Here is a 23,574-nt window from a genome sequence, read left to right on the forward strand (position 1 = left end):
TTACATAGTAAATGTAGTAATTATTTTAATACGAAAAATGAATTAAATGTTAAAATTCACAAGTTATCCACATTTTTTTGTGGATAAGTCTGAAACTAATTTAAAATCCAGGCTTTAGCAGTCTCCAGATCCATATCGTGACCTTCTTTGGATTCTACCGGAACGTCCGGATCAATTTTCCCGTAGTAGACTTTCCCGTTTCGGTCCATTTCATAAGAAGAAGCCAGAGCAAAGCTTTTACCATCGCTTAACGGATAAATACTATTGGCCGAAGTATAGCCCGCAGATGGTTTTCCAAAGAGTTTTACATTGCTTTTTCCAATAAATGCAATTGTTGTAGCTTCTCCTGAACTGGCGGTGTTTGGACCTATCAGAACTGCAATTTTAGATTGTCCGCTTTTAAGATTATAAGGTTCTGTAATTTTATTGGAACCAAACTTCCTGTCTTTATAAATCCATGGAGTTTTTTTATCCTTATATACAAAATATCCCAAAGTTCCTTCTCCAATCAGACTTCCGAGACCTCCGATCATAGGATACATATTTCCTCCTGTATTGCCTCTCAGATCTACAATCCAGCCTTTAATCGTATTTTCAGAGTCCAGTTTTTTAATCATATTGTGAATCTGCAGGGCAAAATCATTTCCAACTTCTGTGTTGACGGAACCAAAGCCGGGAACAGAAATATAGCCAATACTCTGATCAATTAGTCTGGAATCGGGCTTTGCCTCATTGGTGTTGCTTTTCTTTTGTTTTTCTGAACGTTCTTTGCCGGAAATAAATGAATGGTTATCACCAACCTGTCTTAGATTTTGTATAATATAGCTCAATGCAGGGTCTGTATCATCAATGGTTTTCATGCCTTTTGAAAGATATTGAAGGTTGGTTTCAATATTTTTCCAGTCCAGTTGGTCTGAAAAGATTGAATTCTTTTTCACAATATCTTTAAACTCCTGAATATATTTTGCAGATTTTTTCGAAGGTTCTTCATTTGAAAATGCAATTCTGTTCAGTTCAAAGTGGTCAAACCAAACCGTTCCGTTTCCTGAGAATACGCCTCCAAGAAGAAGGCTTTTTACATTTTTATCAACAGTGAAAATTAAAGAATATTTTGTCCAGTCTTTATTCAATGCAATGGACTTTTGTTGTGACTCTGAGTTTCCAAAGTCTATCATCTGCCCCTTCTCATCCTTCACCTGTGTCCATAGATTGATTTTCCCATTGGTGTTCTCAGATTTTACATAGGCACTGATTTCTATTTTTTGCAATTGCTGAATATCAAGAGGTATTTTTTGAGAAAAAGATTGAAAGTCTTTGGAATGATCAGCCTTTCCTATAAGCTGCATAGAGGCTTTTCCTCCAAAATATTGGGTATAATCTACTTTTCCTTCGTACGAATCTGCTTTTTTTATATTCCAGTGATTGGGTAATCCATCGGTCATGTTCTCAAAACCGGCATTTTGTATCTGAGCTTGCACTGAGCAGAATAGAAATGCTGCTATAATCGTGAAGGACAATTTTTTCATAGTTATTAATTTTGGCTAAAATAAAAAACTTGCCAACAACTTTATACTCTATTAACAATATTTTAGTAATGGTTTAGAAGGATTAACATTTTACCATCAAAAAGGAGCTGCAAAAAGGCAGGACCGATTGTAGCTCATGAATTGTTTATGTGGCAGAATAAAAAAATGATCTCAGTTCATCTGCAAATAAATGAGGTAATTCCAGGGCGGCAAAATGGCCACCTTCATTCATCTTTTTAAAGCTGGTGACATTCACGAAACGTTCTGCCCATTCTTTCGGAAACTGAGCTTCACGGGGAAATACAAGCACTCCGGCCGGAATATTGCTCTTTTGATGCACATGTGTTCCGCTCCATAAAGCGGCTGCATCTTCCTTATACATTCTGGCAGAAGAACCAATGGTTTGGGTTACCCAATAAATCATAATATTGGTAAGCAACTCATCTTTTCCGCCAAATGCTGTTTCAATCATTTCAGGTGGTGCGCCTGCATTGATAAAACTTATGATCCAGCCTGCCAGTCCGACAGGAGAGTCATTAAGACCATAAGCCAAAGATTGAGGTTTGGTAGACTGTACCATGGCGTAAGCTCCTTCACTGTACCACCATTGCTGAACAAACTGTGCGAATTTCTGTTCCTCTTCACTCATTGTAGCAGGGTCTTCCTGGCCGGTGGGGTAGCCAACATCTGTAAGGTGAACAGCTTCCAGGGCTTCAGGATATTTTGAAGTCAATGCCTTTACGACTCCCATTCCGATATCTCCTCCGGCAGCACAGAATTTTTCATAACCTAGGACTTCAGTCATCAGTTGTTTCCACAGATCTGCCACCTTTTCACTGCTGACCGCTGTTTTATCAGAAAAGCCAAATCCCGGAATGGAAGGAATAACCAGATCAAAACTCTGTTCACCTTCCGTAAGCAGTGGAATAATTTTATGAAAGCGGTAATAGCTGTCTGGCCAGCCATGCGTAAGAATCAGCGGTTTAGGATTTGACCCTTTTCCTCTGATGTATTGAAAATGAATCAAAATTCCGTCAATCCGGGTGACATACTGTGGATGCTGATTCAATTGCTGTTCGTGCATCTTCCAGTCGTAATCATTGATCCAATAGCGGGTAAGTTCTTTCAGGTATGTTTCACTGGTGCCGTAGTTCCAGCCGGAACCTTCCGGTTCTCCCGGCCAGCGGACATTTTGCAGCCGGTTTTTAAGATCGGTTATAACCGATTCGGGTATGTTTACTGTAAATGGTTCCATATTATGATATTTTATTGGGTGTAAGTTTGTTTTAAGGAAAATACTGACAGTAAGATAATTATCAAAGTTAAAAACTTTCTCTTTTAATACATGTTGTCAAAATCATAAATTTTTGATTTTTTTTGAGGGAAAAAATGTAAATTTAATTGATTAAAATCTCGTAATACATATTACTATGAGTCAGGTGTTACTTTTAAGCCTGAACATCTTAGGTTCAATTTTCTGAACCCTATATAGCTATTATTCTTATCTAAAGAAAAGACAATTCATCTTTTATAATACTAATGGTCATTAGCGGTGAATCAGCTGCTGATTATTGATATTTAATATTAAAAAAAATCATTATGAAAATCCATAAAATTGCCGTCATCGGCGGAACCGGAAAATCCGGACAATATCTGGTACAAAACCTTCTTGAGAAAGGATATCATCTTAAACTTTTATTAAGGCATCCCAAGAATTTCACCCTTCAAAATCCATTAATTGAAGTGGTAAAAGGAGATGCAAGGGATACAACAGCGATCGATAAATTGATTCTAGGAACTGATCTTGTCATGAGTACTTTAGGGCAGCCAAAAGGAGAGAAGTCTATTTTTAGTGATGCTACAAAAAATATCATTTCTGCAATGAGTCATCATGGAATCGGTCGTTATATTGTAACTACAGGCTTGAGTGTAAATACACCGTCCGATCATAAAAATGAAAAGGTAAAAATGGCTACAGGCTGGATGTATCAGAACTATCCTGAGACAACCGCTGATAAGCAGAAAGAATATGAACTTCTTCTGGAAAGCCATCTGGACTGGACATTGGTAAGATTACCACTCATTCATCTTACAGAGGAAAGCTTGCCAACGGAGACAAATCCTACAGACTGTAAAGGAGAAAGCATCAGTGCTACAGATCTGGCGGATTTTCTGGTTTCTCAGATTGAAAATTCTGAGTATATCAGGAAAAGTCCGTTTTTGTATAATCTGAAAGAGTAACTATTTTATTAATAAACAGAAGCAGCTGTCGCAATTTTGTCATTCTGAATGAAACGAAGTGTAATGAAGAATTTCATATCATTGGTTATTAATGAGATTCTTCCTTCGTAAGAATGACAATTGTGGCAGTTTTTTATTGGGCGTTAAGGTTTTCTATTTCTTACGGCCATACATCAGGATGCGCTTGAATGCATAGATAGCCGGATATTTTGTAAACCTTTTGGCGATACGCGATTTAAATTCGGAGATGAATTGTTCTTTCTGTTCTCCTTCCATGCGTTCTAAATAAGGTAACAATGCTGTTCCTGAAATAAAGGTGTATAAAGCCTCGTGATCATCCGCAATAATAGGGTATACCTTCTGAAATATTTCAATATCCTGAATTCCGTTATCAAATAATATCTGTGCGTAGTCATCCATTGAAAGAACCGGAGAATCACGGTTGAAATGATTTAGTTGGGATGCGTAGGGTTCTTCACCTGCCATTTCTGTTAAAATCTGATTGAGGATATTTTCTTTCTGAACCGGCATTTGTATTGCTAACTGTCCATTCTCTGAAAGTAATCCAATGATTTTGGGAAATAAAGTTTCGTGATCATCAGCCCACTGTAAAGCGGCATTACTGAAGACAAGATCCCATTTCTCGTCAGACTGGGATGTTTCTTCAATGCTCTGAAGCTTAAAGTGTAAATGATCGTTTTCATATTTCCTCGATTTTTCAAGCATTTCTGCTGATGAATCAATTCCTAAGAATGTAGAGCCTGTCAGTTTTTCCGTAAGAATAGAGGTCTGTTCTCCGGTTCCACAGCCTAAGTCAATAGCTTTTATATTGTTTTCAGGCTTGATTAACGCTGCTAAATCATAAAATGGCTTATAACGTACATCTTTGTACTGATCATATAATTCGGGATTCCAGGGCATAAATAATAATTTTGTAATGGTTTGATAAGTTGAATAAAGATAAGTAATCTCAATAAAAAACCGGCTGTTTAAAAACAGCCGGTTGTATTTATTGTTCCAGTTTTTCTTTGATATATTTTGCCGTATAAGACTTTTTATTTTTAGTCAGATCTTCCGGTGTTCCTGCAAATACAACTTCTCCGCCGTGTTTTCCTGCTTCCGGACCGATATCGATAATATAATCGGCACATTTGATAATATCAGGCTGATGCTCAATAACAATCACCGAATGTCCGAGATCAATCAACGCCTGTAATGATTTCAATAATTTTTGAATATCATGGAAGTGAAGCCCTGTGGAAGGCTCATCAAAGATAAATAGCGTTTTATCCGTTGTTACCCCTTTTACAAGGAAAGAAGCCAGCTTCACACGCTGTGCCTCACCGCCGGAAAGGGTAGAGGAGCTTTGTCCCAGCTGTAAATAACCTAAACCTACTTCCTGCAAAGGTCTCAGCTTCGTTACGATCTTTTCTTCATTATTATCTTTAAAGAATTCCAATGCTTCATCTACGGTCATATGAAGGATATCAGAGATGTTTTTCTCATCAAATCTTACTTCAAGGATCTCATTTTTGAAACGTGTTCCTTTACAAACCTCACATTCAAGCTCGATATCCGCCATAAACTGCATGGAAACATTGATCACTCCTTCTCCTTTGCATTCATCACATCTTCCGCCATCTACGTTGAAAGAGAAGTGTTTAGGCTTATAACCCATCATTTTGGCTACTTTCTGCTTGGCAAAAAGATCACGGATATCGTCGTAAGCCTTTAGATAGGTTACAGGATTTGAACGGGATGATTTTCCAATAGGGTTCTGATCAATCAGTTCAATGTTTTTGATCAGTTTTTTTGGAAATTCGACAGTATCATAATCTCCTTTTTTACCGCCCATTCCCAACTGGATCTGGATGTCATTGGTAAGGATCTCTTTCATCAAAGTAGACTTTCCACTTCCTGAAACTCCGGAAATGACTACCAGACTTTCCAAAGGAACGTCTACATCTATATTTTTAAGGTTATTCTGACGGGCTCCTTTAATGTGAATCCATTCTTTTGCTTTTCTTCTTTTCTTCGGAACTTCTATTTCAAGTCTTCCGGTAAGGTATTCTGAAGTAAGTGTATTCGCTTTTTTCAGATCCTTATAATCTCCGGCAAATACCAGTTCCCCACCAAGATAACCTGCTTCCGGACCAATATCAATAATATAGTCCGCTGCTCTCATTACATCCTCGTCATGTTCTACCACAATCACGGTATTTCCAAGGTCGCGAAGATTTTTCAATACTTCGATCAGGTTTTCCGTATCTTTGGAATGCAGCCCGATAGAAGGCTCATCCAGAATGTAAATAGAACCTACCAAAGAACTTCCTAAGCTTGTTGCCAGGTTGATTCTCTGACTTTCTCCTCCTGAAAGGGTATTCGATGTTCTGTTTAATGTTAAATATCCTAATCCTACTTTTAATAAAAATTCCAGACGGGTAGTGATTTCGTAAATCAGTCTCTTAGCGACTTCCTTGTCATGATCTGAAAGTTTTAATCCGTTGATCACCGGAGCAAGTTCATCCAAAGGAAGTTCAATCATCGACTGGATATTGTGTCCGTCTACTTTTACCCAGCTTGTTTCTTCACGAAGTCTCAATCCTTCACATGTCGGGCAAAGGGTTTTTCCTCTGTAACGGGAAAGCATTACCCTGTACTGGATTTTATAAAGGTTTTCTTCAAGCATCTTGAAGAAATTGTTGATGCACGGGAAATTACTCCTTCCGTCACCTTTCCAAAGGAAGTTTTTCTGTTCTTTTGTTAATTGATGATAAGGTTTGTGGATAGGGAAGTCACCTGTTTTTTTGATGAAATCCTTTTTCCATTCGCTCATGGTTTCTCCCCGCCAGCAGACAACGGCATCTTCGTAGATGGATAATGTTTTATTTGGAACTACAAGATCTTCGTCAATTCCGATCACTTTTCCGTATCCTTCACATGCCGGACATGCTCCGTAGGGGTTATTAAAGCTGAAAAAATGAACGTTGGGCTCAAGAAACTCCATTCCGTCCAGCTCAAATTTATTGGAAAATTCTTTTACCTTCTCAGTGTTTGTATTCTTTAATGAACAATATCCGCGTCCTTCATAGAATGCCATTTGAATAGAATCTGCAAGTCTTTGTAAAAAGCTTTCGTCTTCTTCGTAAGAAAAACGGTCGATGACAAGGTTGATCGTCATTCCTTTTTCCGGGGCAAAACCAAAACTTTCCAGATCTTCAATCCCGGCTACATTTCCATTAATTTCAAGTCTTGTGAAACCTGCCAGTTTTAAAACATTCAGGGTTTCTTTAAAATTGTCTGCATCATATTCCAAAGGAGCAGTTAATAGAAAGGATGTACCTTTTTTTGAAGCCTTGATGAAGTCGACTACATCAGAAACCGAATCTTTCTTCACTTCTTCTCCCGAAACCGGTGAAAAGGTTTTCCCGATCCTCGCAAATAAAAGCTTCATATAATCGTAGATCTCTGTAGAAGTTCCCACCGTAGAACGAGGGTTGGAAGAAATTACTTTCTGCTGGATGGCAATAGAAGGGGCGAGTCCTTTGATATCATCTACTTTTGGTTTTTCAAGCTTTCCCAAAAACTGACGGGCATAAGAACTTAAACTTTCAACATATCTTCTCTGTCCTTCTGCGTAGATCGTATCAAAAGCCAAAGATGACTTACCGCTTCCCGAAACTCCTGTAATAACAATCAGTTTGTTCTTTGGAATAAGGACGTCTATATGCTTCAGATTGTTAAGATGTGCATTCTTAACGAAAATCTGTTTTTTTATATCTATTTCTGTTGTGTTAGCCATATTTTGTTTATTCATATAAAGACTGCACAGCATTAAGGCTGGCAGTAATGGTGTTTGGCTACAAATATTCTGTGGCCGGTATCAATTGAACTTTTACATATATCCTGATTCCTCCGAAATCTGTTGCTGCAATTTTTATAAACGCTGGCAAAATTACTGTTGAAATAGAATACTTTCATCGTAAAATTAAGACCCACAAAATTACGAAATTTTAGCGAAAAATTTACGCTTATCTTATTGTTAAAAATTGTTATAATGATTGTTACATTGAACAGGTTAAACCCATATTTTGCTTTCAAAACCACCTGAAAAGATGTATGTTTTGTGGACTTAATTTTATTTTGCTGTTTATTTTACAGTGTTTTATATAATTTTTTAAAATATATTGTGTTTTTTTATTGAACTATTGTTTTATATTGTAAAATTATTTAAAATTGCATTCATAAATATGTAATAGAGAAATGAGAAAATTATTCAGAGATCTGGTTACACATTTAATGAGAAAAAGATAGAAATTACTCCCTCAGAAAGATGCAGCGTGAAGCTGCATCTTTTTTATGACAACTATCATTTGCCTGTCTTGGTGAACTCCCTTACTTTTGGACTCTCTTAAAAAACTACGGAAACGATTATGATCAAAAAGATAGGAAGTGCTTTTTTTCTGGGATCTTTACTTTGGGTAAATGCACAGGAAAAGACTACAGATATTGAAAGCATTGAATTTCAGGGTAAATTTATCTCTACACCTTATAAAAGCGCTAACCAGAACATCAGCGTTATCACCAGAGAAGATATTGTAAATTCTCCGGCTAAAAGTATTGACGAAATTCTTCAGCAGGTGCCGGGAATGGATATCAGAAGGAGAGGAGCCAATGGAGTGCAGAGTGATATCGGTTTCCGTGGTAGTTCTTTTGAGCAGGTTCTTCTGTTGTTGAACGGAATCAGGATGAATGACTCCCAGACCGGACATAATAATATGAATATTCCGGTAGATCTGGATGAAGTAGAAAAGATAGAAATCATAAAAGGCCCGGCTGCAAGACGTTTCGGACAGAATGCTTATGCCGGTGTTATCAATATCATCACCAAAACTTTTCCGGGGAAAAAAGTGAAGATAAGCGCTGAGGGAGGAGATTATGGAAGTTATGGTCTGGGATTTAATGCTCAGATCGGAAATGAGAAGTTCACAAACTCCCTTCAGGCTAATTCTGCTTCATCAGAAGGGTACATGTTCAATACTGATTATGAGATCAGGAATGTATTTTATCAGGGAAAACTGAATATCAAAAACGGAGATGTGAGAGTTCAGGCCGGCTTTTCGGAAAAGAAATTCGGAGCCAATGGCTTTTATGCTTCCAGTGCTGCAACGAAGCAGTATGAGGAAACGCAGGCTTCTATCGTAAGTGTAGCTCATCAGCAGACTTTTGGAAAGCTGAAACTTAATTCTAATGTATACTGGAGAAGAGGACAGGATATGTACCTTTATGACAGATGGAATCCGGATTTTTACCGAAATATGCACATTGGAAATAATGCAGGTGGAGAGGTAAATTCCAGCTATCAGTGGGGGTTGGGAATAACCGGAATTGGTGTTGAACTGAGAAAAGAATTTTTAATAAGCAGTAATTTGGGTGACCGAAACCGTTTTGTATCTCAGGTTTTCTTTGAACATCATTTTTCATTACTGGATAAAAAACTGAACATCAGTCCGGGAATTTCATGGGCTAATTATTCTAAAGAAGGAAATTTCTTTTATCCGGGGCTTGACGTAGGCTATAACTTTAATACTAATTCTAAAATCTACGGAAATATCGCAAAAGTACACCGTGTACCCACTTTTACCGAACTTTATTATGTGAGTAAAACAGAACAGGGAAATCCGGATTTACAGCCTGAAAATGCTTTGTCATCAGAGATAGGTTATCAATATCAAAATAACAGAATTTTAGCAAAAATAAGTGGATTTCTTAGGAATTCCAGCAACTCTATTGACTGGGTAAAAAAAGACCTTAGTGATAAAGTATGGTATGCCCAGAATGTAGGAGATATCAAAACAAAAGGAGTCGAAGCCGAGTGGAGCCACAGACCGACAGACTGGTTAAAATATACAGTAGGATATACTTATATTGACAGTAAATATGAAGAAAAAGCTGGTGTGGTTTCAAGATATATTCTGGACAATCTGAAGCATCAGTTTGTGTCCAAGTTAGAGGTGAAATTCCTGAAAAACTTTACCAACGAGCTTGTTTACCGTTACAATGAAAGAGTCAATCTGGGAACCTATAATCTTGTAGATGAGAAGCTGAGTTTTGCTAAGAAAGATTATTCAGTGTATGTGTTGATTAACAATTTGACCAACACAAAATATACTGAAGCATTTGGGGTGGGAATGCCGCAAAGGTGGTTCCACATTGGGTTTTCTTATACAATTAATATTAAGTAGGTGTTAATTTAATATTAATGAAAGTTAATATTAACAAATTGTTAAAAAATATACATTTGCAAAAATTTTTTATGAAACGTCTTATAGGCTTAGGTTTATTACTTGGAATATCTTTTTTTAAAGCGCAGGAACACATTTCCAGCTTCAATGCAGTGACTCTGACCTATAAGTTTCATCCGAAATTTTTCCTTTATGCTGAAGGGCAGATGCGTGGTAACGAAGATTATACCTACCCTGATTATTATGAAATAAAAGGGGGGCTAGGGTATAATCTTACCAAAAACCACAAGCCTTTTGTAGGGCTGGGAAGATATGTTAACTATAAAGAACATAGTCTGAGCAGAGAGGAGTTCAGGGTATGGCTTCAGGACGTTATTGATATCAAGAAAGGTATCGTAAAGTTTGAAAACCGTTTCCGTGCTGAAAAGAGCTGGTTTTACGAGCCAAAAACAGATCAGACTTCCCAGAGAATGCGTTACAGATACCGTCTGAACGTTAGTGTTCCTTTGAACGCTAAAACCATTAAGAAAGGAACTGTTTTCGCTAATGCTTATGACGAGGTTTTCTTTGTCTCTCCGATGAAGCCTACTTTCGCCAGAAACAGAGTCTATGGCGGTTTCGGCTATCAGATCGATGATTATTTCGGAATCGTGAGCGGATATCTGTGGCAGCGTGAATTTGAAGCAAAAGGAAACAAAAATTTACATTTCGTTTACCTTGCGTTAAATATTAATATCGATGGAACAGATCATCACACGAAGAGTTACGATTTCCCGGGTGCGGATTAATATTTCTCTATCAGATAGCGATAGGCTTTCAGATATTTATTGAATCTTTTGATATCCTTAGGGGTAAGCTCTCTGTTTACTCTTCTGAGATCCATATTATCACGAAGATCATTTAGTTTTACAGCTACAGAAAGGAGAGATCGTTCTGTTCTTTTAATGAATTCATCATAGTCTTCTTCCGGATCAAGCTTTGTAAGGCAGCTGATGGCAAAAATAATATATTCAGGAAATCCTTCCGACCTTAAATAGTCCAGACTAAACTCCTGTGGATGGTCTTCTACAACATCGTGAAGTACTCCAACGATTTTTTCATCCAGTGTTTTACCATAGTTCATCACCCGCATTACGTGGGCAATGTAGGGAGCATGGTATTTATCGGTTTGTCCTTTATGAGCCTTATCGGCGATTTTGATTGCTTTATTCAGTAATTCTTCTTTTGTCATTTCTAATGAAAAATAGAGTACAAAAATAAAAAATGCCTTAAAAAAATAAGACATTTTATGAAGAATATTTTATATGATTTTAAAAGTCTGTTTCGTCCTCTATATGAGCATGAGGAGCATTGTTTTTTACAGATTCTATTCCGTTTTCCATACCATTGTCAGATTCATACATCTGGCTGGTTCCGATGATCTGTCCGTTTCCGGCTTTTAGATTAAAATAACATCTGCCGTCATTGGCTGTATTTCTTTCAAATTTTGCATCTTCCTGTGCATTGAGTTTTACGGATCCGATTCCGCTTTCACAGGAAGGTTTGGTACTGTATCCCTGGCTGGTTAAAATAACCTGCCCGTTTCCAGCTTTGAGGTTGAACTGAAAGTCTCCGTTTGTTCTTTTAGAGATAATAAATTTTCCCATGGTAATAGTTTTTAGTTTGTGTTATGTTATTTGGACGGTAGTATTTTTTTCCGATTGACCTGAAGCTTATCTGGAGTAATCGAATTTAAAATTTTATATTGTGAATAATCCTTTGAAGGCTCTTTTAAGGCCAGATAAAGGGCCGTATCTTTAGGCTTAGCGGTCAGTATCCTGTAAAATTCTTTTTGAGAATGCACGGGCTTCACAGCAGAATATCCCGGGAATTTCCCTTTAGCAACAATTTTTGTGGTATCCATCTTGGGAACAGGAACTAAATTTTCTTTTTTTTGTGCCGTAACCATAGCCGAAATGAGGACGAGGGGAAATAATAATTTCTTCATGTGTTATTTAATTTAGAATAAAAATAATAATTTTTTTTGAATATACTTATGGGCTGTCAATAAATCCAATGGTCATCATCATAAATAAGGGTGAAAACAAAAGCGCCCCAAAAATTGGGACGCTGAATCAAATTTATATTATTAAAGACTAATAAGCTCCTTTCTCAATATAGTGAGCGGCTACTTTTTCAGTAAGGGCTACCACATTTGGATGGTTGGTATATTTTGTGAATCTTCTTAGTCCTGAAAGCATCATTCTCTGCTCATCTCCTTCAGCGAAAGAAACGATTCCTTCTTTAGCTGCAGTAATGATTTTCTCCACAGCTTTGTAAAGGTTTAACTGAGCCATAGCTGCTTCTACAGATTCAGGAGAGAAGTGTTTCTCTGCTCTTAATACTGCGGATTCTGCCATATAGATCTGGTTAAGGATTTCAGATGCATTCAGTAATAAATGCTGCTGTTTTTCAATATCCATCATGTATTTCTGAAGAGCAGCTCCGGAAACCATTAAGAATACTTTCTTAAGATTGGCGATAATTGCTTTTTCTTCACTCATGAATTCTGAATAATCAGGAACTTCAAATGAAGGGATACCCATCAATTCTTTGCTGATCGCCATTGCAGGAGATAAAAGATCCAGCTCACCTTTCATGGCTCTCTTAATAAGCATTCCTACAGCCAGCAGTCTGTTGATTTCGTTAGTACCTTCATAGATTCTTGAAATTCTTGAATCCCTCCAAGCCGCTTCCATAGGAGTGTCTTCAGAGAATCCCATTCCTCCGTATACCTGGATTCCTTCGTCTGCGGTGTGTTGTGCTAGATCAGAAACGAATACTTTAAGGATTGAGCATTCTACCGCGAATTCTTCAACACCTTTCAGTTCTGCTTCCTGATGGCTTAATCCACCTGCTACTAATTCGTCAATTTTATCCTGAACGTTTTTAGCTGCTCTGTAAGAACCTGCTTCACTTACGAAAACTCCGGTTGCCATTTCTGCCAGTTTCTTTCTGATCGCTCCGAAAGTAGCGATTGAAACACCAAACTGTTTTCTTTCGTTAGAGTACTGGATAGAGTGGTTTAAGATTCTTCTCTGTGCATCAAGACATGCGGCAGCCAATTTGATACGGCCTACGTTTAATGCATTTAAAGCGATCTTGAAACCATTGTTTCTTTCTCCTAAAAGATTTTCCACAGGAATCTTCATATCATTGAAGAAAACCTGACGGGTAGAAGAAGCACGGATACCCAGTTTATGCTCTTCCTCACCGAAAGTTAAGCTTTCAGGGTTTTCAAGTTCAGATCTGTTGATCACAAATCCTGTGATATTTTTATCATCATCAATTTTAGCGAATAATGTAAATGTATCTGCAAATCCTGCATTGGAGATCCACATTTTCTGGCCGTTGATGATATAATGTTTTCCGTCTTCGGAAAGTTTTGCTCTTGTTTTCCCTGAATTGGCATCAGAACCGGCATCAGGCTCTGTCAAACAGTAAGCTCCGAATTTTGTTCCCGTTGCTAAATCCGGAAGGTATTTTTTCTTCTGCTCTTCAGTTCCGTAAAGAACGATAGGAAGCGTACCGATTCCCGTATGGGCTCCATAAGCTGTAGCCAATGACCCTGTTGTTCCCGATAGATAATCGCAGGCAAGCATTGTTGTTACAAAGCCCATTCCAAGACCTCCGTATTCTTCAGGAACAGCGATTCCCAACATTCCCATTTCTCCCAGTTTACGCATGGTCTCTTCAGTGAATGCGTAATCTTTCTTCTCAAAACGCTCTCTTTGAGGAACTACTTCTCTATCTATAAATTCCTTCGCAGAATCACGAAGCATCTTTTGTTCTTCATTCAGTTCTTCAATACTGAAAATTTCATTTGCAGGAATCTGTTTGATCAGGAATTCCCCGCCTTTTAATGTAGCCATATATTATTTTGTTTTTTAAATTTTTTGAGACATTCAGATAATAGACGGATAGATGATAGGCTTTTATACTGTCTATTTTCTTTCGATCTATTATCTCCTAGTCTTTTGTTTTCTTAGTCCCTGTTTAAAGTATTCTGAAATACCATTGTTGCTTTTTGAAATTCTTCAATCTTAATTTCAAAGATTTCAGTTTTTTCATCAGATAAATATTTTCTATGATTTGCTAACAATATTTGTGTTTGCAATTCAAATGAAGAACCTAAAGAAATATCCAAAAAATGACTAAAAGACTTATTTGTCCTGCTTGAACCTTCAGCTATATTTGATGGAATTGAAATTGCACATCTGTCCATTTGATTTTTCAAACCATACTTTTCATAAGTCGGAAAAGTATCTGTAAGATCTAAAGTTAATCTTGATAATTTCATACTCATTTGCCAGATTTTAAGCTTTTTAAAATTGTGCCTCTTAAATCATTCATACATTTTTGGTGTCTTTAAGTCTATTATCTATCCGTCTATTCTCTATTTGTCTATTAAAGAAGTTCAAAAATAGAAGCTGCTCCTTGACCTGTTCCCACGCACATAGAAACCATTCCGTACTTGTTGCCTCTTCTTCTCATTTCGTCAAGAAGTTGTACCGTTAGTTTTGTTCCTGTACATCCAAGCGGGTGTCCAAGGGCGATTGCTCCTCCGTTTACGTTTAAGATATCAGGATTTAAGCCTAATTCTTTTTTGATTGCAACCGATTGAGAAGCGAATGCTTCGTTAAGCTCGATCAAATCGATATCTTTTAATTCTAAACCAGCTTGTTTCAATGCTTTTGGAATAGCATAAATTGGCCCCATTCCCATGATTCTTGGTTCTAATCCGGCTGCAGCATAAGCCACTAATCTTGCCTCAGGCTCCAGTCCTAATTCTTTTACCATTTCCTCACTCATTACCATTACGAAAGCGGCTCCGTCACTCATCTGAGAAGAGTTTCCGGCAGTAACACTTCCTCCGTTGGCAAATACAGGTCTTAGTTTTGCTAATCCAGCTAAAGAAGTATCAGCTCTAGGCCCTTCATCTACAGAGAAATCAAACTTTTTAGTCTGCAGTTTCTGATTTTCGTCCAGGAAATTATATTCTACAGGAATCGGAACAATCTGGTTGGCAAATTTACCTTCCTGATTGGCTTTTAAGGCTTTCATATGAGATTCAAAAGCAAACTGATCCTGTTCTTCTCTTGTAATATTATATTGTTTTGCAACTTCTTCCGCTGTGTAACCCATTCCCCAGTAATAATCAGGATTTGTTTTTGCGATATCCGTTTCAGGAACCGGCTTATAACCTCCCATAGGAATATATGACATCGATTCTGTACCACCCGCGATGATACAATCTGCCATACCAGCCTGAATTTTCGCAGAAGCAATAGCAATTGCCTCACTTCCTGATGCACAGTATCTGTTCACGGTTACTCCCGGAACTTTATCGGTATTTAACCCCATCAAAGAGATCAGACGTGCAACGTTCAGTCCCTGTTCAGCTTCCGGCATTGCATTTCCTACGATAAGGTCGTCAATTCTGTTTTTATCTAATTGTGGTAGCTCAGCCATTAATTTTTCAATAACAGTAGCCGCCATGACATCAGGTCTTGTAAATCTTAAACTTCCTTTTGGAGCTTTTCCAACGGCAGTTCTGAAACCTTTTACTATGTATGCTGTTTTCATTTTTTTTGTTTAATTAAATTGTTTTAAGAATTTTTTGCCTCGTAGAGGTAAACTGTTCATAGATTTTGTTTTTGCTTTTGCGGAGCTCCGTAGGAGCGACCTGTTAATCATTAATCCATTCAAATAAATATTTTGGATCATATTCTATCTCAAATTTTGACATAAAATCCAGGTATTCTTCTCTAAAAGTTTTCTTTTTATGATGTTCTTCCTGATTTAAAATATATTTTACAACAGAATCAACACTGCTTTTAGAATAAGAAAAAGCTCCGTACCCTTCCTGCCAATTGAATTTTTCATCTACCCATCCTTTTTCATTGATGAATTTTGAAGAACCTGCTTTAATATCTCTTACTAAATCTGAAACCGAAAGTGTGGGATTCATACTTACAAGAATATGCACATGGTCAGGCATTGCAAAAACTGCGAATAATTTTTGATTTCTATTGGAAACAATACCTGTTATAAACTGATGTAATTCTTCTCTGTTTTCTTTTGAAATCAGATTTTGTCTTCCTTTTACCGCGAAAACAATTTGAATATAAATCTGAGTGTAGGTGTTTGCCATACATTAACAGGTCGCCTCTACGAGGCTTTCCGATTTTTTTAATTATTCATGCTATTAACAGTTCGCTCCTACGGAGCTCTCTATTAGTTTCTCAAAGGTTTCCCATTTTGCAACATATACTGAATTCTCTCTAAAGTTTTTCTTTCTCCACAAAGCTGAAGGAAAGTTTCCCTTTCAAGGTTCAATAGATACTGTTCCGTTACAACTGTTGGCTCTGATAGATTTCCACCTACCATCACGTTGGCTAGTTTATCAGCAATTTTCTTATCGTGTGCAGAAATAAAGTTTCCGGTTAACATCTGGTCAGTTCCTACGTAGAACATTCCTAATGCGTCTTTACCAAGAACTTTTACTTTCTGTTCGATGGGCTGGGTATAGCCTTGTTCTGCTAATAGTTTCGCTACTTTTTTCGCTTCAGCAATCTGTCTGTTCTTGCTAACTGAAACAATGTCTTTACCTTTTTCAAGGATTCCCATGTCATAAGCTTCATAAGCAGAAGTAGCTACTTTACCCATGGCGATGTTCATGAAAGCATCACGAAGTCTGTTATTTTTAACATCATCATTGTGGAATTCTCTGGAAGTTCTTAAAGTAAGCTCTTTAGTACCACCACCACCAGGAATTACTCCAACTCCGGTTTCAACAAGTCCGATATAGGTTTCTGCCGCTGCAACCACTCGGTCTGCGTGCATCGTCATTTCACATCCTCCACCTAAAGTCATTCCGTGAGGAGCAACTACAACCGGAATAGAGGAGTAGCGTACTCTCATCATTGATTTCTGGAAGTAAGCGATCGCCATATTCAGATCATCCCAATCCTGCTCAATAGCCATCATAAGGATCATCGCAAGGTTGGCACCTACAGAGAAGTTGGCTCCCTGGTTTCCTACAACCAATCCGTCGTACTCTTTTTCTGCCAAATCAATCGCTCTGTTCAATCCGTCAAGAACTTCACCTCCAAGAGAGTTCATTTTTGAACGGATCTCAAAGTTGATAATTCCGTCTCCCAAATCTTGAATAGCAGCCCCTGAATTGCTCCAAAGCGTTTTATTTTTTCTGATATTATCTAAGATGATGAATGCATCCTGACCAGGGATTTTGTTATATTCTCCTGAATTTTTATCAACGTAAATGCTTTGACCTTCGTCATTAACTTTATAGAAAGTTTCTACATTTTTCACCCAGTCAGAAACTTCATATCCGGCATCTTTCGCCAGTTCAATACCTTTCCGAACACCTACGGCATCCCAGATTTCAAAAGGACCGTTTTCCCATCCGAAACCTGCTCTCATGGCGTCGTCAATTTTGTAAACTTCGTCAGAGATTTCAGGAACTTTGTGAGAAACATAAGCGAATAATGCCCCTAAAGATTTTCTGTACAATTCACCCGCTTTATCTTTACCGCCGATCAATACTTTGAATCTGTCGATTGGCTTATCAATAGATTTTGTTAATTCTAATGTCGGGAATGACGATTTGCCTTGAAGTTCATATTCTAAAGTATCAAGGTTTAATCCATGAATTTCAGATTTTCCTTCTGCGTTTTTCACTTTTTTATAGAATCCTTGTTCCGTTTTTGAACCCAGCCATTTATTATCCATCATTTTCTGGATATACCCTGGAAGGGCAAATACATCATTGAAGTCGTTTGCTTCCGCACCGCTCTGGCGGACACCGTTGGCTACCATTACCAAAGTATCAAGACCTACAACGTCAGCTGTTCTGAATGTAGCAGATTTTGGACGTCCGATTACCGGACCAGTTAATTTATCAACATCAGAAACGGTAAGTCCTAATTTCTGTACATTGTGAAGAAGATCCATCATGGAGAACACCCCGATTCTGTTGGCGATGAAGGCTGGTGTATCTTTGGCTAAAACAGTCGTTTTACCTAAGAATTTTGCTCCGTAATTCATATAGAAATCGATGATTTCAGGAGCTGTATCGTTAGTTGGGATAATCTCTAAAAGGGGAAGATATCTTACCGGGTTGAAGAAGTGTGTTCCGGCAAAGTACTTCTTGAAATCCTCGCTTCTCCCTTCTGTAAGGAGATGAATAGGAATACCGGATGTATTGGAAGAAATTAATGTTCCCGGTTTTCTGAACTGTTCAATTTTTTCGTACACAGACTTCTTGATGTCAAGTCTTTCAACGACTACTTCAATGATCCAGTCGGTATTTTTTATTTTCGGCAAATCATCATCGAAATTTCCGATTGTAATTCTGTCTGCAAACTTGGGTGAATAAAGAAGTGCAGGACTTGCTTTTTTAAGTTTTTCAAAGTTTTCGGAAGCAATTCTGTTTCTTACTGCTTTGTCATCTTTGGTCAAACCTTTTTTCTGTTCAGCTTCAGTTAGTTCAAAAGGAACAATATCCAAAAGTGATACTTCAACGCCTATGTTGGCGAAGTGAGCAGCGATTCCGCTTCCCATAATTCCTGAACCAAGAACCGTTACATGTTTGATTCTTCTTTTCATATGTAAATTTTTATTTGTATAAGATGATATGAACCCGAAGGCTTCATCATAATTTATTTTCTGTTATTTAATAATTCGTTTGCTATTTTCATGATTTCACCCATCACATCCTTGAAAGCCTCCAGTTTTTCCGGAGAAATTTTTTCCATCACCTTCTTGTTGAAATTCACAACGACTTCCTTAGACATATTTCTGGAGTTTAATCCTTTGTCTGTAAGTTTGATGATCACCTCTCTTTTATCAGTGGTGGTTTTCTCCTTATAGATGTATCCGTTATCTTCAAGAAGTTTGATAATTCTTGTTAATGAAGTAGGTTCAATAGCCATCTTAGGTCCAAGATTCGTACTTCGGGTTCCTTCTTTAGGATCTATTTTTAAAAGTGTGAGTGCCTGTACCGCTGTGGAATCATGTTCCTGGGCTAATTCTGTGTACATTTTAGAAACAGCCAACCAGGTCTGCTTTAAAATTAAATCTACGTTTTCTATTTTTTCCTTATTATGATCCATCATTTTTGCGCCAATGGTTTTACCCAAATTTAATAAATATTATGCATGCATAATATTTATTAACGTTAAATTTTGTTAATGGGCTGTAAATAAACGGATTAAATTGTATGATTAGCATAATACTATGCATGCATAGTATATGGATAAATCAAAGAAAATCAAGTATTAATGAATGTTTGAGACTAAATTGATGATTTCTTCAAAAGATTCACATTGATAGATGGCGGAATCCTTAGTAATTACCCAAAATGGGTTCTGAAATTCGAAATTCAAGTCAGACAGGTCTTTTTGGAAGTTTTTTTGAAGCAGAGAATACAGCATTTCCTTATGAAACTGAGGTGCAGAAATAAATGGCGGAATAAAGGTCTCACTGATTTGAAATAAGGAAGCATTGGTAAGTTCATCATGCTGAAGCAAAATGTCCTCAACAATTCCCGAATACAGATGATTCTCCTTTACATACCATATTTTGTCCGCAAACTCTTTGGCAAGGCGCCAGTCGTGGGAGGAAAACAGGATAAGTTTGTTTTGTTCCTTAGCCAGCTTTCTCAGGGTTTTTAGAATGATGATTTTATTTTTTTCATCCAGATGGGTAGTAGGCTCATCCAGAATGATAATAGGCGAATTTTGGGTGATAGCCCGTCCGATAAATGCTTTTTGAAGATTTCCGTCAGAAAGGTTTTTCAAAAGAGTATATCTGTACTGATTCAGATCCAGTTCTTCAATAATATGACCAACCTCTTCGCGATCTTCTTTTTTGAGTTCAAAATAAAAAGGATAGTAGATATACTTTCCGAGAGAAATAAGATCTTCAACGGTATAATGCTGCGGAATAACTGACTTTGAAAAGACAATGGCAATATTCTGCGCAATCTCTTTTACCGAAAGATTTTTTACATTTTTTTCATTAATAGAAATTTCTCCATTCAGCAAAGGGAGCTGATGCAGGATAGATTTGATTAATGTTGTTTTTCCTACACCGTTATTACCAATCAGCAGGCATACATCACCAAGCTTTAAATCTGCATTGGCATTGGAGATTAATGGGGTATTGTAGCCGATATTTGCCTGTTTGATCTGTAGATGCATGTTTTTGTTCGTTTTCGCGAAGACGCAAAGTTTTTTACAAAAATAATGTTTTAAGACGCAAGGAATTTGACTTTGTCAAATTTTTATCATGTTTTATTTTATAAGTTGTTCACAATTCTTGTTACTCCGTTTTTGAAGACATCAGATTGAAAGTTAAGTAATAATCCCAATTTACAGTTTGTCATTTTTAAGTAAGTTAAAAGCTGCGCTTTATGAGTAGGTGATATATACTCAACTGTTTTTATTTCCAGAATTACTTTGTTTTCAATAATCATATCGAGTCTGAAAGCGTTCTCTATTTTCAAATCTTCATAAATGATTGGAAGTAGCTTTTGCTTTTCTACTAAAAATCCTGCTTTTGTTAACTCATAGAACATGCATTCTTCGTACACATGCTCAAATAATCCTGCTCCAAGTTTTCTGTGAATCTTTAAACCTGTTTCAAAAACTACTTTTGATAATTCATTTTCTGTCATTTGTGGTGTTTTGTTGGACTTAAATATATGAATAGTTGCTTAATAATTACAAAGACTGTTACTAATGATTTTGGAACATAGTATGCCTATTGATGCGAAATGTTGGGTAAACGCGAAGACGCAAAGGCTTTTAATATTTTGTGTAATATTTTAAGGCGCGAGAAAATCGAAGATTTTCAGCAAGGTATTGGAGAAATTTTTTGTTTAGAATATGAGGTGTTCAATTTTATCGGAGATAAAATCTTTGCGCCTTAAAACAATGTCAAACTCATTTTTATTGCGTCTTTGCGTTTATCCAACAAAAAAGTTACCTCTTATTCTGTTTCAACAGCATCATCAGAATCACAGGAATTCCGAATACAGAGCTTATCACATTCAGAGGAATCTGTGTTTTTTCGGCAATGACAGAGAAAAATAACATAATCAGCATTCCCAGAAACATATCAAGAATCTATTCCTAGCATAGTTGAGCTTAAATATATGAATTGTTAGATAAGTATAATAGATGTAAGTATGTACTTATCAACATTTCAAAACTATAATATTAAGTTTATTAGGAAGTCTGTTGGGTAAACGTGAAGACGCAAAGGCTTTTAATATTTTGTGTAATATTTTAAGGCGCGATAAAATCGAAGATTTTCAGCAAGATATTGGAGAAATTTTTTGTTTAGAATATGAGGTGCTCAATTTTATCGGAGATAAAATCTTTGCGTCTTAAAAATATAAAATTTTTAAAAGTTTTTTGCGCCTTTGCGTTTATCCAACAAAAAAATCACACTTTATTCTGTTTCAACAGCATCATCAGAATCACAGGAATTCCGAATACAGAGCTTATTACATTCAAAGGAATCTGTGTTTTTTCGGCAATGACAGAGAAAAATAACATAATCAGCATTCCCAGAAACATATCAAGAATCTATTCCTAGCATAGTTGAGCTTAAATATATGAATTGTTAGATAAGTATAATAGATGTAAGTATGTACTTATCAACATTTCAAAACTATAATATTAAGTTTATTAGGAAGTCTGTTGGGTAAACGTGAAGACGCAAAGGCTTTTAATATTTTGTGTAATATTTTAAGGCGCGATAAAATCGAAGATTTTCAGCAAGATATTGGAGAAATTTTTTGTTTAGAATATGAGGTGCTCAATTTTATCGGAGATAAAATCTTTGCGTCTTAAAAATATAAAATTTTTAAAAGTTTTTTGCGCCTTTGCGTTTATCCAACAAAAAAATCACACTTTATTCTGTTTCAACAGCATCATCAGAATCACAGGAATTCCGAATACAGAGCTTATCACATTCAAAGGAATCTGTGTTTTTTCGGCAATGACAGAGAAAAATAACATAATCAGCATTCCCAGAAACATATTAAGAATCCATTGCTGCCATAATCTGGATGGATTATAAACAAGTCTGCAAAAGTGTGGCACAATGATTCCAATAAACAGAATAGGTCCTAAAAATGCAGTGACCGAAGCGGATAAGAGAGAAGACGCCACGATTATTAAAAGTTTCAACTGTTTCAAATTTACACCTAAACTTTGTGCATAGGAATTACCCAGAGAATTTCCAATGAGTGGTTTTATCGCTCTGAAGCAGATCAACATTCCGATTAAAACCAGAACGGAAAGTACATAGATCTGATTCCTCGTTACCATATTATTCGCTCCGAAAGACCATAAAATATAGTTTTTAAGACTCTGATTTTCTGCATAAAACTGAAGCAGAGAAACAATAGCTCCGGCAAAAGCAGATACCAAAAACCCGAAAATAATAAGATATGATTTGTCCTGAAATCTATTGGACATAGAGAGGAGTACCAACATCAACAGTAAGCTGCCTCCAATAGCTGATAAACTGAGAAAACTATTCTGTAAAAATTCAGGAAGGGAAATAGTATGGGAAAAGAAAATATAAAAAGCAACTGATAAACTGGCGACTGATGTTATCCCCAATATATCAGGCCCTGCCAGTGGATTTTGAAAATATTCCTGCATCAGAAAACCAGAAGTAGGAATGCAAATCCCAGCCAGCATCATCACCAGAACACGGTTGATGCGGATTTCAGCAATTTGATTCTGAGCAGAATCCTGAAAGAAATCCTGGAAGCTTAAACTTAAAAATCCTGTGTTCAGATTAATAATTGCGCTTGCAATAATGGCAATCACGAATAATAAACACAGGATTTTAAATCTTTTTGACATGATTCAGAAAGAGTTCAGTCTATTTATTTTAGGAAAGAATCGATTTTAGAATTCAATACATCTTCCGTCATCATTCCCAGATATTCGTCGGTTTTATCACCTTTTCTCATGAAAGTAAAAGGAATAGAACCTCCGTCCCATTGTTTAAAGTTGTTGTGAAAGAAGTTTGGATCTAATTTTTGTCCATCCAGTAATATAATGCTGCCTCCCAATTTATTTTCTGCAGCAAAATTCTTAACAGCACCAGCCCAATCTGCCTTATCATCAAGGTTGACGAAAGTGAACTTTACAGGTTTACCTTTCAATTCATCCATTTTACTTTTAAAACTTGGAATTTCTCTGATACATGGGCCACACCAGGTTGCAAAAAAGTTGGTTACATATAACGTATCATTATTTTTTGCCAAATGCTGGCTTACGTTTTCAGGAGAAAGTTCTTTGGGAATAGCGGTACTTCCTTCTGCCTCTGCAGTTTGAGATACAGAAACAGAATCTGCAGCTGCGATATTTTCAGATTTCTGACCTTCTTTTTTACAGCTGTAGAGAGCAGTAAGAAGTAACGTGGAAAAAATTATCTTCTTCATAAATTATTTTTTATCTATTTTTGAATTG

The 23,574-nt window shown here is 36.8% G+C and carries 22 protein-coding genes; 3 read left to right on the forward strand and 19 right to left on the reverse strand.

What is annotated here, in order from left to right; translation table 11 throughout:
* Positions 1 to 95 precede the first annotated feature (95 nt).
* Positions 96 to 1,526: a S41 family peptidase gene (locus tag AC59HC_RS14755; RefSeq protein WP_343639951.1), complete on the reverse strand. Its 1,431-nt coding sequence runs from the start codon at positions 1,524 to 1,526 to the stop codon at positions 96 to 98.
* Between the two features lie 145 nt (positions 1,527 to 1,671).
* Complete coding sequence (locus AC59HC_RS14760) at positions 1,672 to 2,781, reverse strand: epoxide hydrolase family protein (protein WP_482400050.1); 1,110 nt, start codon at positions 2,779 to 2,781, stop codon at positions 1,672 to 1,674.
* Between the two features lie 344 nt (positions 2,782 to 3,125).
* Between AC59HC_RS14760 and AC59HC_RS14765 the strand changes: the two genes are divergently transcribed.
* Positions 3,126 to 3,767, forward strand: coding sequence for an NAD(P)-dependent oxidoreductase (locus AC59HC_RS14765; RefSeq protein WP_496558894.1), 642 nt, complete (start codon positions 3,126 to 3,128; stop codon positions 3,765 to 3,767).
* Positions 3,768 to 3,920: 153 nt separating this feature from the next.
* Here AC59HC_RS14765 and AC59HC_RS14770 read toward each other — a convergent pair whose 3' ends face one another.
* Together AC59HC_RS14770 and uvrA are read right to left on the reverse strand one after the other, a co-directional pair.
* The gene (locus tag AC59HC_RS14770; protein ID WP_343639946.1) at positions 3,921 to 4,688 is read right to left on the reverse strand and encodes a methyltransferase domain-containing protein; all 768 of its coding nucleotides are present in this window, start codon (positions 4,686 to 4,688) and stop codon (positions 3,921 to 3,923) included.
* Between the two features lie 88 nt (positions 4,689 to 4,776).
* Entirely contained in the window at positions 4,777 to 7,569 is a 2,793-nt protein-coding gene (gene uvrA / locus AC59HC_RS14775) for an excinuclease ABC subunit UvrA (RefSeq protein WP_496558895.1), read from the reverse strand.
* 631 nt (positions 7,570 to 8,200) lie between these two features.
* On the opposite strand from uvrA, the gene AC59HC_RS14780 reads away from it, so the two are divergent.
* Positions 8,201 to 10,012: a TonB-dependent receptor plug domain-containing protein gene (locus AC59HC_RS14780; RefSeq protein ID WP_496558896.1), complete on the forward strand. Its 1,812-nt coding sequence runs from the start codon at positions 8,201 to 8,203 to the stop codon at positions 10,010 to 10,012.
* Between the two features lie 71 nt (positions 10,013 to 10,083).
* Complete coding sequence (locus AC59HC_RS14785; protein ID WP_062670101.1) at positions 10,084 to 10,800, forward strand: DUF2490 domain-containing protein; 717 nt, start codon at positions 10,084 to 10,086, stop codon at positions 10,798 to 10,800.
* Here the strand turns inward: AC59HC_RS14785 and AC59HC_RS14790 are convergent.
* The 15 genes from AC59HC_RS14790 to AC59HC_RS14860 all read right to left on the reverse strand — a co-directional run bounded on the left by AC59HC_RS14790 (position 10,797) and on the right by AC59HC_RS14860 (position 23,546).
* On the reverse strand, positions 10,797 to 11,243 hold the full coding sequence (locus tag AC59HC_RS14790; protein WP_041461800.1) for a phosphohydrolase: 447 nt from the start codon (positions 11,241 to 11,243) through the stop codon (positions 10,797 to 10,799). The genes AC59HC_RS14785 and AC59HC_RS14790 overlap by 4 nt on opposite strands.
* 79 nt (positions 11,244 to 11,322) lie before the next feature.
* A complete protein-coding gene (locus tag AC59HC_RS14795; protein WP_062670100.1) occupies positions 11,323 to 11,658 on the reverse strand; it encodes a YegP family protein in 336 nt (111 codons plus the stop codon).
* Positions 11,659 to 11,684: 26 nt separating this feature from the next.
* Positions 11,685 to 11,999, reverse strand: a complete 315-nt coding sequence (locus tag AC59HC_RS14800) for a hypothetical protein (protein WP_496558897.1) — start codon at positions 11,997 to 11,999, stop codon at positions 11,685 to 11,687.
* 148 nt (positions 12,000 to 12,147) lie between these two features.
* Complete coding sequence (locus tag AC59HC_RS14805; RefSeq protein WP_496558898.1) at positions 12,148 to 13,923, reverse strand: acyl-CoA dehydrogenase FadE; 1,776 nt, start codon at positions 13,921 to 13,923, stop codon at positions 12,148 to 12,150.
* A 113-nt stretch (positions 13,924 to 14,036) separates the two neighbouring features.
* Positions 14,037 to 14,366 carry a four helix bundle protein gene (locus AC59HC_RS14810; protein WP_496558928.1) on the reverse strand — a complete coding sequence of 110 codons (330 nt, stop codon included), beginning with the start codon at positions 14,364 to 14,366 and terminating at the stop codon, positions 14,037 to 14,039.
* A gap of 92 nt (positions 14,367 to 14,458) precedes the next feature.
* Positions 14,459 to 15,637: a thiolase family protein gene (locus AC59HC_RS14815; RefSeq protein WP_114822156.1), complete on the reverse strand. Its 1,179-nt coding sequence runs from the start codon at positions 15,635 to 15,637 to the stop codon at positions 14,459 to 14,461.
* 103 nt (positions 15,638 to 15,740) lie between these two features.
* Positions 15,741 to 16,205, reverse strand: a complete 465-nt coding sequence (tnpA, locus tag AC59HC_RS14820; protein WP_110008743.1) for an IS200/IS605 family transposase — start codon at positions 16,203 to 16,205, stop codon at positions 15,741 to 15,743.
* Positions 16,206 to 16,288: 83 nt separating this feature from the next.
* Positions 16,289 to 18,682, reverse strand: coding sequence for a 3-hydroxyacyl-CoA dehydrogenase/enoyl-CoA hydratase family protein (locus tag AC59HC_RS14825; RefSeq protein WP_496558899.1), 2,394 nt, complete (start codon positions 18,680 to 18,682; stop codon positions 16,289 to 16,291).
* Between the two features lie 53 nt (positions 18,683 to 18,735).
* A complete protein-coding gene (locus AC59HC_RS14830; RefSeq protein ID WP_062671553.1) occupies positions 18,736 to 19,188 on the reverse strand; it encodes a MarR family winged helix-turn-helix transcriptional regulator in 453 nt (150 codons plus the stop codon).
* A gap of 165 nt (positions 19,189 to 19,353) precedes the next feature.
* Positions 19,354 to 20,277, reverse strand: coding sequence for an ABC transporter ATP-binding protein (locus AC59HC_RS14835; RefSeq protein WP_411413248.1), 924 nt, complete (start codon positions 20,275 to 20,277; stop codon positions 19,354 to 19,356).
* 98 nt (positions 20,278 to 20,375) lie between these two features.
* Entirely contained in the window at positions 20,376 to 20,753 is a 378-nt protein-coding gene (locus tag AC59HC_RS14840; protein WP_062670086.1) for a GxxExxY protein, read from the reverse strand.
* A gap of 307 nt (positions 20,754 to 21,060) precedes the next feature.
* A complete protein-coding gene (locus AC59HC_RS14845) occupies positions 21,061 to 21,183 on the reverse strand; it encodes a hypothetical protein (protein ID WP_395973430.1) in 123 nt (40 codons plus the stop codon).
* 342 nt (positions 21,184 to 21,525) lie between these two features.
* The gene (locus AC59HC_RS14850) at positions 21,526 to 21,648 is read right to left on the reverse strand and encodes a hypothetical protein (protein WP_407846406.1); all 123 of its coding nucleotides are present in this window, start codon (positions 21,646 to 21,648) and stop codon (positions 21,526 to 21,528) included.
* A 342-nt stretch (positions 21,649 to 21,990) separates the two neighbouring features.
* Positions 21,991 to 22,962, reverse strand: a complete 972-nt coding sequence (locus tag AC59HC_RS14855; protein WP_496558900.1) for a FecCD family ABC transporter permease — start codon at positions 22,960 to 22,962, stop codon at positions 21,991 to 21,993.
* 23 nt (positions 22,963 to 22,985) lie between these two features.
* The gene (locus tag AC59HC_RS14860; RefSeq protein WP_496558901.1) at positions 22,986 to 23,546 is read right to left on the reverse strand and encodes a thioredoxin domain-containing protein; all 561 of its coding nucleotides are present in this window, start codon (positions 23,544 to 23,546) and stop codon (positions 22,986 to 22,988) included.
* Positions 23,547 to 23,574 lie beyond the last annotated feature (28 nt).

This window comes from Chryseobacterium sp. DZ-32, from assembly GCF_059587025.1.